The organism is Streptomyces sp. NBC_01428, from assembly GCF_036231965.1.
GTDB lineage: Bacteria > Actinomycetota > Actinomycetes > Streptomycetales > Streptomycetaceae > Streptomyces.
In genome coordinates, this window is the sequence record NZ_CP109499.1 from 3,309,640 (window position 1) to 3,325,488 (window position 15,849).

Below are 15,849 nucleotides of genomic sequence, written 5' to 3' on the forward strand. Positions count from 1 at the left end.
CGCAGGTTCGACTCCTGCAGGATGTGCCCTCCCTAAGGTTCCAAAGCCCCGTCACCAGCGGAACAGTTGCGCCCACGTGTCCCCCTCTCTACGACACTGCACGCCGTATGCCACCCTGAGCGGCCCTGCCTCGGCGCCCCTCTGGCGTGTGCGTGGAAGAGGCTTGAAGCAGATGCGCAGCTCAGCCCTGTTAGTGGCAACGGCCCGTGCCTAGGGCCGCCCCCTTGCCCATCTCCAGCAGAGCGGCGGTGACGCGCCCTCTTGCGGGGCCGCGGATCGGCTGAACGGGCAGGTCGAGGGTGCCGTGGGGTGGTGGATCGCGGTCGGATAGCGTCCCCCGCCAAGAGTGATCGACAGGGAGGGGGCCGGTTGTGAAGGTGGGCTGGCGAAGAATGGTTGCCGCGAGTGCGGCGATGGCTGTGGGCGGGGCACTCATGTCGGCTTGTAGGCCGGTCGCAGATACGGGGGAAGGGCGAACCGCAAGCAGCGCTGAGCGTTCCGGTGAGGGGGATTTCGGGTCCACGGCGCTGTCGTTCGCGTACGTCGGCGACTCCGGCGAAGACGAAACCATCAATCAGACCCTGCAGATCACGAACGATCTGCCGACATCCGTGGTCCCCCTGCTCTCGTTCAAGGCACTGGACAAGCATGATCGTGTGCTGCGTGGGGTGAAGGTGAGCACGATCTACGGAAGCGACCGAGGGGAACTGGTGGCTCCGTACGGAGCGAGCTTGGACATCCTGCGGTTTTCAGGTCCAGGTCAACACGACGTGGCGGACGTCCGTGTGACAGTCAGGCGCATGACCGTCGCTTCCATTCCAGCCGGGCGGCACCCCGTGACGACGCAGGCGCTGGACGGCCGCGGGCACGAGATCACCAGGTTCGAGCGTTTCTCGGCAGTCAAGTTGACCAACGAGGACGGCATCCCCGTCTCGGTGCGGATCGCCTACGTGGTGTGGGACCAGCCGCCTAAGGGCGTCACGCAACAAGCCGTCGAGGTCACCGCGATCGGCGGCCTGACGAAGGTGCCGGCCCACGGCACAGCGATCGTCCACGTGCGTGGGAAGGCTGCTACCGCGGTGGCACGCAACTCCTATGGCCCGGCCGTGAGCATCAAGGCGTACAACTCGCAGTAGCCGCTGAAGGCTTGGGGCGACCGCCTCCGGGAGGCCGCCCCAAGCCTTCACGATCCTGAGTGACGGCGCCTCTGGCGCCATCCCCTGTCCGGAGGATCCGGGATCCCGTCCATCGGCCATCCGCTCTCACCCCGCAGAACATTCGTCCCACGGTTCGCCGCATCCGGGCGCCGCATAGACAGTTCCGTAGAGCGGTCAAGCCTGACTTTCACGCTGTCGCCCACTCGCTCAGCGGTCTCCCAGCTCGCCCTCCGCGTCGAGCAAGGGAGACAGAGCGGAGCAGCGAAGGTCGTGCGGGCGACAGGCGGCGGGTCGGCCGAGAGTGGACCGCGCCTTTCGTGGCGCGCCGGCGCGGTCTCCGCCGGCCTCTCACCGTTCGATCCGCTCGGGTGCCCGGGCATACGAGCGCCCCGACCGTCACAGTCGTCCGTCTTCGTCCTCACCCCCTCCCCCAACCGGAACATCACGCCCCGAGGTGTGGCACGGGTAAGGATTGGTATCGAACGGCAACCCTTTGGGGGTTGCGTTCGTCTAGTACGGCATGAAGATCTCGTTCTTGATCCATAACGCCTATGGGATAGGAGGCACGATCAGTACCACCTTCAATCTGGCCGCTGCGTTGGCGGAGCGGCACAGTGTGGAGGTTGTTTCGGTCTTGCGGACGCGGGAGCGTCCGAGCCTCGTGTTGGATCACCGGGTCTCGTTGCGTGGGCTGGTCGATCTGCGGGAGGAGAAGGAGCATCCGCTGCATCTGCGGCCCGCGCGGGTGTTTCCGGACTCGGAGCGGCGGTACGGGCAGTACAGCGAGCTGACCGATCAGCGCATCGCGGCGTTCCTGGACAAGGTCGACGCCGATGTCGTCGTGGGGACGCGGCCCGGGCTCAACGTGCATCTCGCCCTCCAGGGTCCCGAGCGGGTCGTTCGGGTCGGGCAGGAGCACCTCACGCTCGACAGTCATTCGCCCGAGCTGCGCACGGTCCTCCGGGGTGCCTATCGGCGGCTCGACGCGCTCACCACCGTCACCTCCGCCGACGCCGCCTCCTACGCGCGCAAGATGCGGTTGCCCGGGGTGCGGGTCGAGTCGCTCCCCAACAGCGTCCCCGACCCTGAACTGCCGCCCTCCGACGGGACGTCGAAGGTGGTCGTGGCCGCCGGCCGGCTGGTCCGGGTGAAGCGGTACGACCTGCTCGTTCAGGCGTTCGCCCATGTGGTCGCTGAACGTCCCGACTGGCAGCTGCGTATCTACGGCAAGGGTCAGGAACACGCCCGGCTGCGGGAGATCATCACCGACCTCGGGCTCGTCAACAACGTGTTCCTCATGGGGGCGGTGCCCCACATGGAAGGGGAATGGGTGAAGGCGTCGATCGGTGCGGCCTCCTCCAGTTTCGAGGCCTTCGGCATGACGATCGTCGAGGCGATGCGCAACGGTCTGCCCGTCGTGAGCACCGACTGTCCGCACGGTCCCGGCGAGATCATCCGCGACGGTGTCGACGGCCGGCTGGTTCCGGTCGGGGACCCGAAGGCCCTCGGCGCGGCCCTGCTGGAGCTCGTGAACGACGACGAGAGACGCCGGCGTATGGGCCAGGCCGCCCGGGAGAACTCCCGCCGCTTCGCGCCCGAGCCCGTGGTCGAGCAGGCCGAGCGGTTCTTCACCGAGGTGCTGGCCGCGAAGCGGGAGGGACGGCCTGCCGAGCCGCGCCGTGACGGGCTCTACCAGAGCCTCGTGGCCCGGCGTTTCGCCTTCCGCGACGCCCGTGACGCCCGGAAGAACAAGGGCATGAACAGCAGTATGAGCAGCGATGACGACTTGAGCCGGAAGGTGGAGCTATGACCACGTCGATCGAGCCGGAGCCCCGCGTCGGGTGCACGGTGGACGCCGACGGACGGATCACCTTCGGTGTGCGGCTGCCTTCGGCCGGCCGTCCCCGACTGCTCCTGCAGCCGCGGCCCAAGAAGGGACAGCCGGAGAAGGCGCCGCACGTGCTCGACCTGGAGCCTTCCGGGAACGGACGTCTTGTGGGCGTCCTGGACGACAACACGGCGCTCGCCGAGGGGCGTTGGGACGTCTATCTCCTCGACGAGCCGGACGGGGAGCGGCAGCGGCTGCGCCCGGGGCCGAGGGACCTGCGGGTGCTCGTCGACGGTGGCGCCCGGGACCGGTCCTCACCCGTCGAGGTGCGGGTGCCGTATGTGACCAAGTCCGGCTATCTCTCGGTCCGCACGTGGGTGCGGGCCGCGCACGCCGAGGCCGACCGGATCGTGGTCACCGACGACGGGACGATCGACGTCACGGGCCGGCTGCACGGAGCGGCGTTCGGCGCCGGTGCCGTCGTACGTATGCGGGTGCGCGGGACCGACACGGTCCGCAAGGTCGAACCGCGCGTCGAGGACGACGGGCTCGGTTTCTCCTTCACGGTCGGCTGCGACGAGTTGGCCGGTCCCGTGTCCGGCGACGGGGTCTGGGACGTGCACGTACGGCCGGCCGCCTCCGCGCCGGCTGTCCGGGTCGGGCGCCTTCTCGACGACGTCGCCGACCGCAAGGAGGTCTTCGTCTACCCGTCCGCCGAGGTCGACGGATGCGAGGTCAGGCCGTACTACACCATGGACAACGACCTGTCGGTGGAAGTGGCCCGGATCGCACGGACCGCGGGGACGGCAGGGACGGCAGGGATCGCGCGGACCCAGGCCGCCTGACGCCCGCGCCCGGCTGCGACACCCATGTCCGTGCTTCACGTCTCGGATTGATGTCCGTGATGGACGTCTGCGCTTGATGTCCGTGCTGATACTCGTGACCGGGATCACTTATTTCGACAGTCGGCGCTCCCTATTCTTCGGCGGAGCGCTGCGCTACCGATTTCCGCGCCTTTTGCGTGAGTCCCACGTCACGTTTTGCATATGCGTTCGGCATATGTGTGAGCGCTCGGCCAATACCGAGTTCGACACATCGCGTGCCCGCCTCAACAGGCGCCCACCTGGGACTCGACGCTGTTGGTTCAGAATTCAATTGCGCCCGATCGCCCGTCGGTGCCAATTCTCCGGCGCCGGTAATTGAGCGCATGCTTTCGTGACCTTTCGCACAAATACAGGGGGTACGTCTAGGCAAATTCGGACTTTTCGCCGAGTGTTGTGGCGGGATTTTCTCCCACCCCCCACAGCGAAGGCAGGCGAACCCATGCGCAATTCTTCCGACGTTCCCGTGCAGCCTCACGCCGTCTCCGCCGCGGAGCTCGTTCCGGGTGACCTTCTCGCCCTGTCCGAGAGCGATGTGGCGCGGGACGAGTGGTACGTGGTGATGCACACGCTTCCCGAGACGCCGCACACGATCCGCGTGACCCTGCGGCCGCCGCTCGGGGGAAGAGACCACGACCACGTCTTCGACCGGGGGCACCAAGTGACCGTGGCCTGTCGGCGGATGGACGTCGCGGGCATTCCCGAGATCGCCTCGGCCGACCTCGAGGGCGTGGAGTTCCGCGACGGTGACCGGGTCACGTCGCTGCGCGTCGTCGACCCCGCCGCCGTCGAGGTGTCGTACACCCGGCGCTGGGGCCGCTGGCACCGGGATCTGGAGGACCGGGGCGCGGAGCCCATCTCCGACGCGGGGCTGCGCGAGGAGGTCGGACGGGCCGTCGAGAGCGGTCACGTCGTACGGCACGTCCCGCGTCCGCGTCGTACCGTCGCCGGCGGAGTGGTGCCCCGGCGGGTCGTCGTCACCGGGGTCGGCGCGGTGACCCCGCTCGGCGTCGGCGTGGGGGAGCTGTGGCAGGGACTGGTCGACGGGCGGTGCGGGATAACGGAGTTGGCCGACGAGGAGTTCGACGGCCTGCCGGTACGGATCGCCGGCCGCGTGCCCGTCGACCCCGCCGAACTGCTGCCGAGGCCCCAGGCGCGGCGGATGAACCGGGCCGCGCAGTTCGCGGTGCTCGCCGCGCGCGAGGCGTGGCGCGACGGCGGCTTCGACGAGGCGGGGACGGTGGAGAGCGGTCTCGATCCCGAGCGGGTCGGCGTCAGCGTCGGCGCGATCATCGGGGACGCCTCCGTGCTCGTCGGCGGTGACCGCACGCTGCGGGACAAGGGACCGCGTGCGGTGTCGCCGCTCACCACCCCGATGACCGTGCCGTCGCAGCCCGCGTCCCAGGTGTCGCTGGCGCTGCGGATCACCGGCGAGGCCCGCACGGTGACGAGCGCGTGCGCCTCCGGCACCGAGGCCATCGGACAGGCCATCGACCGCATCCGCTACGGGCGGGTCGACGTGGCGCTCGCCGGGGGTGCGGAGGCCGTGATCACACCGGCGATCATGGCCTCGTTCGCCTCGATGCGCGCGCTGTCCACCCACGAGCTGGGGGCGGTCAGTCCGTCCCGGCCATTCGCCAAGGACCGCGACGGCTTCGTGAACGGCGAGGGCGCGGGCTTCCTGCTCCTGGAGTCGGAGGAGCACGCGCGGGCCCGGGGCGCGCGGATCTACTGCGAGGCCGCCGGCTGGGGGCTGTCGGCCGACGCCCACCACATGGCCGCGCCGGACCCGTCCGGCGGCGGGGTCGCCCTCGCGCTCCGGCGCGCGGTGCGGGACGCGGGCGGCCACGCCGTCGACGTCGTGCACGTCAACGCGCACGCCACCGCCACCACCGAGGGCGATCTCGCCGAGGCGACCGCGGTGCGGGCCGTGCTGGGCGGGGACGTTCCGGTGACCGCGCTCAAGGGGCACCTCGGGCATCTGCAGGGCGCGGCGGGCGGGGTCGAGGCGGTCGCCACCGTCCTCACGCTCCACCACGGGCTCATCCCGCCGACCATCGGGTGCGAGGAGCAGGACGAGGCCATCGGGCTGGACGTGGTGACCGAGTCCCCGCGGTCCCTGCTCGCACGGGGCGACCTGGCGCTCAGCAACTCGTTCGGGTTCGGCGGCCACAACGCGGTGCTGGCGCTGCGCCGCACGGCCTGAGCGGAGCGACGCGGGCTCCGTGCGCGGGTGGCACCGCTCGCGCGCGGACGGCCCTCATCGCCGACAACGGCGGCCCGGCGGACGGGTTCGCCCACCGGTGGCAGCGGACGTGCACATCCCACCCTGCAGATCCCACCTTGCACATCCCGACGTGCACATCCCAGCGAATCCATCGCGGTAGTACGCCGGCCCGGGCCCCGCCCCGACCGGACACCTCCGGGGCTGCCCCGGAGCCCGGGCGCCTCCGCGCGGAGCCCTACGCCGACGCCTTCTTCCTCGCCGCGGTCGTCTTCTTCGCCGACGTCTTCTTCGCGGCGGCGGTCTTCTTGGCCGCCGTCCGGGAGCCCGTCGAGCTCCCGGAGGACTTGGCCGAGCTGCCCGTGGAAGTCTTGGCCGCCGTCTTGGTGGTCGACTTGGTGGTCGACTTCCGGGCCGGGGTCTTCTTCGTCGCGGCCTTCGCTGCGGTCTTCGCCGCGGTCTTCTTTGCCGTCGTCTTCTTCGCCGTGGACGTCGACTTCTTGCCGCCGACCTCCTTGGGTGCCGTACGGGCCGACCTGCGGCTTCCCGACCTGCCGGCCGGCAGCGGGTGCACCTCGGCGTCCCCGTCGCCCTCGCCGTCCGCGTCCCGGGACTGCTTGGCGGCGCTCACGCTCTTCTCCAGGGCGGCCATCAGGTCGAGCACCTTGCCGCCGTCCTTCTCCGCGGGGGCCGCCGGAGCCTCGTGGCCCTCGGCCTTGGCGGTGATGAGTTCCTCGACGGCCTCGCGGTAGTCGTCGTGCAGGGTGTCGAGGTCGACCCCGCCGAGCGTGTCCATCAGGGCGTCGGCCAGGTCGAGTTCCTTGTCGCGGACGGTGACGCCGTCGTCCGGGGCCACGTCGTCGGTCGCGCGGATCTCGTCCGGCCAGAGCAGGCCGTGCATGGCGATCACGTCGTCGACGACGCGCAGCATGCCGAGCCGCTCGCGGCCGCGCAGCGCGAACTTGGCCACGGCCACCTTCTTGCTGCGCTTGAGGGCCTCGCGGAGCAGGACGTACGGCTTGGTCGCCGGGACGCCGTTCGCGGAGAGGTAGTACGCCGTGTCCATCTGGAGCGGGTCGATGCGGTCGGCCGGCACGAAGGCCACGATCTCGATCGTCCGGGCGGTCGGCAGGGGCAGGGCGGCGAGGTCCTCGTCCGTGATCGGGATCAGGGTGCCGTCGGCCTCCTCGTAGGCCTTGCCGATCTCCGAGGTCTCGACCTCGGTGTCCTCCAGCTCGCACACCTTGCGGTAGCGGATGCGGCCGCCGTCGTCGAGGTGGATCTGGCGGAAGGAGATCGAGTGGCTCTCCGTGGCGTTCATGAGCTTGATGGGGATGCTGACCAGGCCGAAGGAGATCGCGCCGTTCCATATGGATCGCACGTGCCGCACCCTTCCGATCACCGTGAGCCGTTTTTGTGCCGTTTTCGTGGGATTCTCATCGTATGACGCCGATCACGGAGGTGGAGGGGCGAAGGCTCACGCTGAGCAACCTGGAGAAGGTGCTGTATCCGGCCACCGGGTTCACCAAGGGCGAGGTGCTGCACTACTACGCCACGGTGGCGGACGTGCTTCTCCCCCACCTGCGCGACCGGCCCGTCTCCTTTCTGCGCTATCCCGACGGACCCGACGGGCAGGTGTTCTTCACCAAGAACGTGCCGCCCGGTACGCCCGGCTGGGTCAGGACCGCCGAGGTGCCCCGCACCGAGGGGCCGGCCCGCATGGTCCTCCTCCAGGACCTGGCGTCGCTGATGTGGGCGGCGAACCTCGTGACGGAGTTCCACACGCCGCAGTGGACGATCGGTACGCCCGGGGTCGCCGACCGGATCGTGTTCGACCTCGACCCGGGGGCGCCGGCGTCGGTCGTGGACTGCTGCGAGGTCGCGCTGTGGCTGCGCGAGCGGCTGGCCGCGGACGGGTTCGAGGCGTACGCGAAGTCGTCCGGGTCGAAGGGGCTGCACCTGCTGGCCGCCGTCGCGCCGACGCCGTCCGACGAGGTCAGCGACTACGCGAAGGATCTGGCCGTGGAGGCGGAGAAGGCACTGCCCCGGCTGGTCGTGCACCGGATGACGAAGAGCCTGCGGCCCGGCAAGGTGTTCGTCGACTGGAGTCAGAACGCGGGCCGGAAGACGACGGCCACGCCCTACACGCTGCGGGCGCGGGACGAGCCGACGGTGTCGGCACCCGTGACCTGGGACGAGGTCGAGGAGTGCCGGAAGCCGGCGGCCCTGGTGTTCCGGGCGCAGGATGTCACGGAGCGCGTGGCACGGTTCGGCGACCTGATGGCACCGCTGCTCGACCCGGAGCACAGGCACCCGCTGCCCTGAGCGGAAGTGGTGGCCGCAGCGGCAGCAGCGGCAGCAACGGGAACGGGAGCGGCGGCGACAGCGGCCTCGGCCTCGGCCTCGGCCTCGGGGGCCCGGCCCGCCTCCGCCCCGCTCACACCCGCAGCCAGGTGTGACGGTCCCGGGCCATCGCGTGCAGCGCCTCCACGTCGGCCGGTTTGAGGACCCCGCCGACCCGGGCGAGACCGGCCAGGTCGGTGGCGCGCAGGACGCGGATCCGCCGCGGTGGGGCCAGGACGTCGAGCCGGCCCGCGTCGACCACCGCGAGGACGGCGTGGACCTGGGCGGTCAGGGCGTGCGAGGCGCGGTCGGCGTCCGCGCGGACGCGGCGGAGCAGCGGCTGGGGTTCGCCGCGGCCGACGGTGACCATCGGGTCGGCGACCAGGACGCGTCGTCCACGGGCGTGCAGGGCACGCACGCAGAAGAGTCCGGCGGGCCCGACGACCAGGTGGTGGACGCGGTCGCCGCCCGGCAGCGGGAGCGAGTGCAGGGTGTGCCAGCCGCCGCCTTCCAGGGAGTCCAGGGCCGCGCCGACGGCCTGTTCGGCCGCGAGTGCCCGGCGGCGCGGGTCGGGGCGCAGGCGGTGCGGCGGGCCGGGGTCGCGGTCGAGGTCGACGACCAGGGCCTCGCCGGGCCGGTTCGGCGCGAGGTCGTCGTCCGGGTGGAGGGTCAGCCGGGCCAGCTCGGCCGGGGTCGGGACAGGGGGCGGGCCGACCGTCACGGGGCCGGTGAGGAAGGGGCCCAGTGCGTGCAGGACGTCGTCGCGGCGGTCCTCGCTGAGCAGGTTGACCCGGGCCGCCTCACGGTCGTACCAGGCGACGTTCCTTCCGTCGGTCCCGCACACGTACAGGCGGTCCTGTCCGTGGCGCCGGGCCGGTACGACGCGCAGTCGGTTCATGCCCATCACCCCCGTCCATGGGAACAGGCGGGGTGCTCCAGGGACAAGAACCCGGTTACCTTTGAGGGGAGTTGGGGGAGTTGGGTGGGAGGCGCCGTTGCGGGGTCGCAGAAAGCATCCGGATGTTCCGGCTCCGGACAGCCCGTGGAGCGAGATCGTGCCGGGGCTGTGGATGGGCGGGCACCAGTTCGCGGGACGGGCCGGACCGGCCGAGGCCGTGGTCGTACGGGACGAGTTCGACCTGGTCCTGACGCTGTTGCGGCTGCCGGGGCACGGGCCCGACCCGGGCGTCGAGCACCATGTGTGGGCGATACCCGACGGGCCGCTGGACGGGACGCAGCTGACGGGAGTCATGCGGCTCGCGCGGGCGGCGGACGACGCGCTGGAGGACGGGCGGCGGGTGCTGGTCCGCTGCTATCACGGGTACAACCGGTCGGGGCTGGTCGTCGCGCACGCGCTCGTCCTCGCCGGGCACTCCGCCGACGACGCGATCCGGCTGATCAGGGCCCGGCGCTCGCCGTGGGCGTTGCACAACCAGCTCTTCGTGGAGTACCTGCGGGCCGGGCTCACCACGGCGCGGCTTCTCGAGGAGCTCGCGGAGTAGCGGCGCTCACGGGATCGGCGGTGCGCCCGGGGCGGGCGGCGGGCCGTCGCGGGGATCCGCCCGTCGACGGCGCAGGGGTGCCTCGGGGCCCGGGTGAACAAAAAGGACTTCCGTATGAATAAGGTGTACGGGGCGACCGGCCGTCCCGGGTCGTGCCCGGACGTCCGGGGCGGGTCCGTCGAGGACGGCCGCCGCCCCGACGGCAGCATTCTCTTCGTCGGCCAGGTGGGGCAGCGGCGCGCCCGCGCCCCCGGACGGTCGGCCCGGACGCAGGAGCGCAGTGATCGACAGCCGCCTCGCGCGTACGGCCTCCGGGCCGGCGCGTGCCGTTCTCGGGACCGCGGTCACCGTCGTGCTGGCGGTCGCCCTGACGGCCTGCGGGGACTCCGGGGACCTGCGCGGCGCGGGTGCGACACCGACCGCCGTGGGTCCGAGCAGGCTGTGGCCGCAGCTCGCGCCCGCCTCGACGCCCGCGATCGACTACGGGGAGGCGGACACCGAGACCGTCAAGGGCGTCACCGCGCCCGGTGACGACATCCACAAGGTCGATCCGGTCGCCGTGGTGCGCGCCGAGGTGGCCGCCCATCCGGACGACTACACCGGACCGCACGCGCCGTACGCGGAGACCGTCAAGCAGCTCGACGACTGCGGTGAGCGCGGGGCGCAGGGGAAGAAGTGCCCGATCCTCCAGGCGTACTACCGCGACCTGACCGGGGACGGCAAGGACGACCTGGTGCTCGGCATCCGCTTCCCGAAGGACCAGCTGGCGGTACGCGTCTACACGTTCCTGCACCACAGGCTGGTGGAGGTCATGGGGACCTCGGACAGCGTGGTCAGCGTGGAGCTGGCCGGCCGGGACGTGATCATCCGGTCGCCGTCGACGCTGCCCGGCTACGAGTTCCGTACGGTCTGGTCCTGGGATCCGCACCAGAACGCGATGCTGGCGACGCGCGACGAGATCCTGCGGGTCGGCCCGCCGACGCCGCGGGGCTCGCACGCCCCGCCGCCGCCCCTCGTCCCCTCCCCCGCGCACTCCCCCGGGCCCTCCCCGTCGGCCTCGCCGTCCGCGAGTCCGGCCGTGGGTCCGTCCGCGAGCGGTTCATGAGCCCCCGGCTGCGGCTGCCGGACTGGACGGCCACGCTGACGTGGAAGGCGGCCGCGTTCATCGCGGTGATGTGCTGCGGGCTCGCCGCCCTGCTCGGTGTCCTCGTGCACGTGTCCGTGACCGACCAGACCGTGGGCGAGGCACGGAACCGCGCGCTCGACCGGCTCACGGACGTCACGGCGGCCTACGAGGCCGGCGACCGGCTGCCACCGGGCGCCGCCGTGGACCCGCCCGGGCTGCCGGCGCGGCTGCGTGAGCTGGCGGTCGCGGGCCGGCGCGGCTCGATGGTCGGCGAGCACGACACGCACCCGACGATGTGGGCCGCCGGGCCCGCCGACGGCGGCCGGGCGCTGGCCGTGCAGTACGACTACGCCCAGGGCGCGCACACCATCGACGCCCTGGACCGGGCGATCGTGTGGTCGTCGGCGCTGGCGATCGGGGCGACCTTGCTGGTCGGCGCGTTCGCGGTGACGCGGGTGACGCGGCGGCTGCACGCGACGGCCCGGGTGGCACGGCGGATCAGCGCGGGCGACCTGGACGCGCGGGTCGACGACCGGCGGGCGCAGAATCCGCGGCGGGCGCAGGACGAGGTGGCGGCGGTGGCGGGCGCGCTCGACACGATGGCGTCGTCGTTGCAGCGCAAGCTGCTGAGCGAGCAGCGGTTCACCGCGGACGTGGCGCACGAGTTGCGGACGCCGCTGACCGGGCTGCACGCGGCGGCCGAGCTGCTGCCGCCGGGGCGGCCGACGGAGCTGGTGCTCGACCGGGTGGCGACGCTGCGCACCCTCACCGAGGACCTTTTGGAGATCTCGCGGCTCGACGCCCGCAGGGAGCGTCTGGAGCTGGACTCGGAGCCGCTCGTCCCGCTGGCCGAGCGGGTCGTGCGGGCGTCGGGGACGGACACCGAGGTGCGCGTGGTGCGGGCGACGCGGGTGGAGACGGACCGGCGGCGGCTGGAGCGGGTGCTGGGGAATCTGGTGGCGAACGCGCACAAGCACGGCGCGGGGCCGGTGGTGCTGACGGTCGACGGGCCGGTCGTGACGGTCCGGGATCACGGCGAGGGCTATCCGGGCTACCTCGTGGAGCACGGGCCGCAGCGTTTCCGTACCGAGGGCGGCGCGACGGGTCACGGGCTCGGGCTGACCATCGCGCTCGGCCAGGCGGAGGTCCTGGGGGCGCGTCTGGAGTTCGCGAACGCGCCGGACGGGGGTGCGGTGGCGACGCTGACGCTCCCTCAGGACGGGCAGGGAGAGCCCGGCGTCCCCGATGGCGGAGTGTGACCTGCGGCCCCCGGCTCCCCCTCCTAATGTGGCGATTAGTCAGCTTCGCCCCCTTTCTGGAGGAGCACCCCATGTCCCTGCGGTCCACGCACACCCGAATCGCCATAGCTCTCGCCGCCGGCAGCATGGTCGCGCTCACGGCGGCCGGCCCCGCCCTCGCCGACGGAGAGGGCGGCTTCGCGAACAACAGCAACAGCAACAGCAGTGGCACCGGCAGCCACGAGTGGACCAACAACAGTGAGGGTGCCGGTGCCGGCAACGGCGACGGCCGCGAGTCGAACAACGGCGGTGGCGGCGGTGGCCGCGAGACCGCCAACGGGCGCGGTGACGGCCGTCAGGACAACCCGCGCCAGTACAAGGGCCGGATCACCGCGCGCGGCGGTCTCGCCCTGCGCAGCGCGCCCAACCGCGGCAGTCAGCTGATCCGGGTCGCACGGCAGGGCGAGATCGTCTCGATCTACTGCAAGACCCCGGGCCAGAAGGTCGACGGCAACCCGCTCTGGTACCTCCTCACCGACGGCACCTGGGCCTGGGGCGCCGCCCGCTACATCGACAACATCGGTGCGGCACCTCGCTGGTGCTGACGGCCCGGCACCCGCACAGGTGAACCGGAACGGCCGGTTTGTCAGTTCATAACGGGACATCAGGTCGGCCACTTGCTACGTTCCGGACATGACCCAGCCCGGAATGTCCGGAACGGCCGTGGCGGTGGAACCGGCCCCTCCCGCTGTACGCCTGCCCAGGCGCCGTGGCGTCGAGTTCACCCTCATCGTCCTCGCGGTCCTGCTCAGCGTGTACGGATACTGCGCTGTCGGTCTCGCCAAGAACGGCACCGTCCCGCCCGGCGCCGCCGGTTACGGCGCCGGGCTCGGTGTGCTCGCGCTCCTCGCCCATGTGACCGTGCGGCTGCGGGCCCCGTACGCCGATCCGCTGCTGCTGCCCATCGGCGTCCTCCTCAACGGCCTGGGCCTGGTGCTGATCTACCGGCTGGACCTGGAGACCCCGGACGACCAGGCGGCGCCGATCCAGCTCGTCTGGTCGACGCTCGGTGTCACGTTCTTCATCGTGGCCGTGTTCTTTCTGCGCGATCACCGGGTCCTGCAGCGCTACACCTACGTCTCGGTGGTCAGCGCGCTCGCCCTGCTCGTCCTGCCTATCTTCTTCCCGGCGGTGAACGGCGCCCGCATCTGGATCCGGATCGCCGGGTTCTCCATCCAGCCGGGCGAGTTCGCGAAGGTGCTGCTCGCGGTGTTCTTCGCCGGCTACCTCGCCGCCAACCGCAACGCGCTCGCGTACAGCGGCCGGCAGATCTGGCGGTTCCGGCGGCTTCAGCTGCCCACCGGCCGGGTGCTCGGCCCGATCGTGGCGATCTGGCTGCTGAGCGTGGTGGTACTGATCCTGGAGCGGGACCTCGGGACCTCGCTGCTGTTCTTCGGCCTGTTCGTGATCATGCTGTACGTCGCCACCGGCCGGACCGGCTGGATCGCGGTCGGGCTCCTGCTGGCCTCCGTGGGCGCGGTGGCGGTCGGCCGGCTGGAGCCGCACGTGCACAGCCGGGTGGAGGACTGGCTGGACCCCTTCGCCTCGATCACCGCGGGCGACGGCCCCAACCAGCTGGCCCAGTCCCTGTTCGCGTTCGCCTCCGGCGGGCTGCTCGGCACCGGCCTCGGGCTCGGGCACTCGATCCTCATCGGCTTCGCCGCCAAGTCCGACTTCATCCTCGCGACCGCGGGCGAGGAGACGGGGCTGGTCGGCCTGTCCGCGATCTTCCTGCTCTACGCGCTCCTCGTGGAACGCGGCTACCGCGCCGGACTGTCGGTGCGCGATCCCTTCGGACGGCTCCTCGCCATCGGGCTCGCCTCGATCGTGGCCCTCCAGGTCTTCGTGATCGCGGGCGGGGTGACCGGCCTGATCCCGCTGACCGGCATGGCGATGCCCTTCCTGGCCCAGGGCGGCTCCTCGGTCGTCACCAACTGGATCATCGTGGCGCTGCTGATCCGGATCAGCGACAGCGCCCGCGGTCAGTACGACGGGACGGAGACACCATGACGAAGTACATCCGGCGGGCCGTCGGGCTGTGCGCCGTGCTGCTGGTGGCGCTGCTGGTCAACGCCGCCCGCGTCCAGGTCGTCCAGGCCCCGTCGTACGACGGCAACCCGGCCAACCGCCGTCAGGCGATCGCCCGTTACGGCCAGCCGCGCGGCGACATCGTCGTCGACGGCAGGACGGTCACCGGCTCCAAGGACACCGGCGAGCAGCTCCGCTACGAACGCACCTACCGGGACGGCCCGTTGTTCGCGCCGGTCACCGGGTTCGCCTCCCAGGTGTACGGGACGACGCTGCTGGAGGGCACGGAGGACGGCGTGCTGTCCGGCGCCGACCCGATGCTCGACCCGTTCCCGCTGTGGAACGACTTCACGCGGGCCCGGAACCCGGGCGGCAAGGTGGTCACCACCCTCAACGGGGCGGCGCAGCGGGCGGCGTTCGAGGGGCTCGGTGCGCGCCGGGGCGCGGTCGCGGCGATCGAGCCGTCCACCGGCCGGATCCTGGCACTGGTCTCGACCCCGTCGTACGACCCCGGGGTGCTGTCCGGGACGGGGCCGGCGGTCTCGAAGGCGTGGGCGCGGCTGAACGCGGAGGACGACAGGCCGATGCTCAACCGGGCCATTCGGCAGACGTATCCGCCGGGGTCGACGTTCAAGGTGGTGACCGCGGCGGCGGCGCTGGACGCAGGGGTGGTGGACGACGTGGACGCGCCGAGCGACTCACCGAACCCGTACCGGCTGCCCGGGACGACGACGCGGCTGACGAACGAGATCGAGGGCTGCGAGGACGCGTCGCTGCGGTACGCGTTCACCTGGTCGTGCAACACGGTGTTCGCCAAGCTGGGGGTGGATGTCGGGCTCGACACGATGACGCACACGGCGGCGGACTTCGGCTTCAACGACCGCAAGCTGCGCATCCCCTTCGCGGTGGCGCCGAGCAATTTCGATCTGCGGCTGGACAAGGCGCAGTTGGCGCTGTCGTCGATCGGCCAGTTCGACACCCGGGCGACCCCGCTCCAGATGGCGATGATCTCGGCGGCCGTCGCGGGGGACGGCACGGTCCGCAGGCCGTACCTGGTGGAGCGGACGACCCGGCGTGGCGGCGGCACCCTGGGCACGACGGGCCCGCGGACCCTCCATCAGGCGATGAGCGCGTCGACCGCGCAGCAGATGCGCGCGTTGATGACCGACGTGGTGGAGGAGGGCACGGGGAAGGTGGCGGCCCTGCCCGGTGCCACCGTCGGCGGCAAGACCGGCACCGCGCAGCACGGCGTCGGCAACGCGGGAACCCCGTACGCGTGGTTCATCTCCTGGGCCCGGCCCGACGACTCGATGGAGCCGGCGGTGGCGGTGGCGGTCGTCGTCGAGGACGCGGCGGCGAACCGCGGGGACATCAGCGGCGGTGGGTTCGCGGGTCCGATCGCCCGGTCGGTGATGGAGGCGGTGCTGGACACGCGGGACCGCGGGGACCGGTGAACCGGGGC

General features: G+C 71.6%; 13 protein-coding genes. 11 read left to right on the forward strand and 2 right to left on the reverse strand.

What is annotated here, in order from left to right:
• Positions 1 to 392: 392 nt before the first annotated feature.
• The 4 genes from OG406_RS14155 to OG406_RS14170 all read left to right on the forward strand — a co-directional run bounded on the left by OG406_RS14155 (position 393) and on the right by OG406_RS14170 (position 6,072).
• Complete coding sequence (locus OG406_RS14155; RefSeq protein WP_329186039.1) at positions 393 to 1,136, forward strand: hypothetical protein; 744 nt, start codon at positions 393 to 395, stop codon at positions 1,134 to 1,136.
• 541 nt (positions 1,137 to 1,677) lie between these two features.
• Positions 1,678 to 2,967: a glycosyltransferase family 4 protein gene (locus OG406_RS14160; protein ID WP_329186041.1), complete on the forward strand. Its 1,290-nt coding sequence runs from the start codon at positions 1,678 to 1,680 to the stop codon at positions 2,965 to 2,967.
• Positions 2,964 to 3,830, forward strand: coding sequence for a transferase (locus OG406_RS14165; protein ID WP_329186042.1), 867 nt, complete (start codon positions 2,964 to 2,966; stop codon positions 3,828 to 3,830). The genes OG406_RS14160 and OG406_RS14165 overlap by 4 nt, the downstream gene beginning before the upstream one ends.
• A gap of 478 nt (positions 3,831 to 4,308) precedes the next feature.
• The gene (locus tag OG406_RS14170; protein WP_329186043.1) at positions 4,309 to 6,072 is read left to right on the forward strand and encodes a beta-ketoacyl-[acyl-carrier-protein] synthase family protein; all 1,764 of its coding nucleotides are present in this window, start codon (positions 4,309 to 4,311) and stop codon (positions 6,070 to 6,072) included.
• A 256-nt stretch (positions 6,073 to 6,328) separates the two neighbouring features.
• On the opposite strand, the gene ku is transcribed toward OG406_RS14170, so the two are convergent.
• Positions 6,329 to 7,471 (reverse strand): non-homologous end joining protein Ku, encoded by a 1,143-nt coding sequence (gene ku / locus OG406_RS14175; RefSeq protein ID WP_329186044.1) that lies wholly within the window; start codon positions 7,469 to 7,471, stop codon positions 6,329 to 6,331.
• A 62-nt stretch (positions 7,472 to 7,533) separates the two neighbouring features.
• Between ku and ligD the strand changes: the two genes are divergently transcribed.
• Positions 7,534 to 8,415, forward strand: a complete 882-nt coding sequence (gene ligD / locus OG406_RS14180) for a non-homologous end-joining DNA ligase (protein WP_329186046.1) — start codon at positions 7,534 to 7,536, stop codon at positions 8,413 to 8,415.
• A 112-nt stretch (positions 8,416 to 8,527) separates the two neighbouring features.
• On the opposite strand, the gene OG406_RS14185 is transcribed toward ligD, so the two are convergent.
• On the reverse strand, positions 8,528 to 9,331 hold the full coding sequence (locus OG406_RS14185) for a nuclease-related domain-containing protein (RefSeq protein ID WP_329186047.1): 804 nt from the start codon (positions 9,329 to 9,331) through the stop codon (positions 8,528 to 8,530).
• Between the two features lie 97 nt (positions 9,332 to 9,428).
• Between OG406_RS14185 and OG406_RS14190 the strand changes: the two genes are divergently transcribed.
• From OG406_RS14190 to OG406_RS14215, 6 genes are all read left to right on the forward strand, one after another.
• Positions 9,429 to 9,935: a protein-tyrosine phosphatase family protein gene (locus OG406_RS14190; RefSeq protein ID WP_164371817.1), complete on the forward strand. Its 507-nt coding sequence runs from the start codon at positions 9,429 to 9,431 to the stop codon at positions 9,933 to 9,935.
• Between the two features lie 280 nt (positions 9,936 to 10,215).
• The gene (locus tag OG406_RS14195; protein WP_329186050.1) at positions 10,216 to 11,040 is read left to right on the forward strand and encodes a hypothetical protein; all 825 of its coding nucleotides are present in this window, start codon (positions 10,216 to 10,218) and stop codon (positions 11,038 to 11,040) included.
• Entirely contained in the window at positions 11,037 to 12,320 is a 1,284-nt protein-coding gene (locus OG406_RS14200; protein WP_164371818.1) for a sensor histidine kinase, read from the forward strand. The genes OG406_RS14195 and OG406_RS14200 overlap by 4 nt, the downstream gene beginning before the upstream one ends.
• Positions 12,321 to 12,391: 71 nt before the next feature.
• Positions 12,392 to 12,904, forward strand: a complete 513-nt coding sequence (locus OG406_RS14205) for an SH3 domain-containing protein (protein WP_267048531.1) — start codon at positions 12,392 to 12,394, stop codon at positions 12,902 to 12,904.
• Positions 12,905 to 12,992: 88 nt separating this feature from the next.
• Positions 12,993 to 14,369, forward strand: a complete 1,377-nt coding sequence (locus OG406_RS14210) for an FtsW/RodA/SpoVE family cell cycle protein (RefSeq protein ID WP_329186052.1) — start codon at positions 12,993 to 12,995, stop codon at positions 14,367 to 14,369.
• Positions 14,366 to 15,841 carry a penicillin-binding transpeptidase domain-containing protein gene (locus tag OG406_RS14215; RefSeq protein WP_266846884.1) on the forward strand — a complete coding sequence of 492 codons (1,476 nt, stop codon included), beginning with the start codon at positions 14,366 to 14,368 and terminating at the stop codon, positions 15,839 to 15,841. The genes OG406_RS14210 and OG406_RS14215 overlap by 4 nt, the downstream gene beginning before the upstream one ends.
• The last annotated feature ends 8 nt before the right edge of the window (positions 15,842 to 15,849 follow it).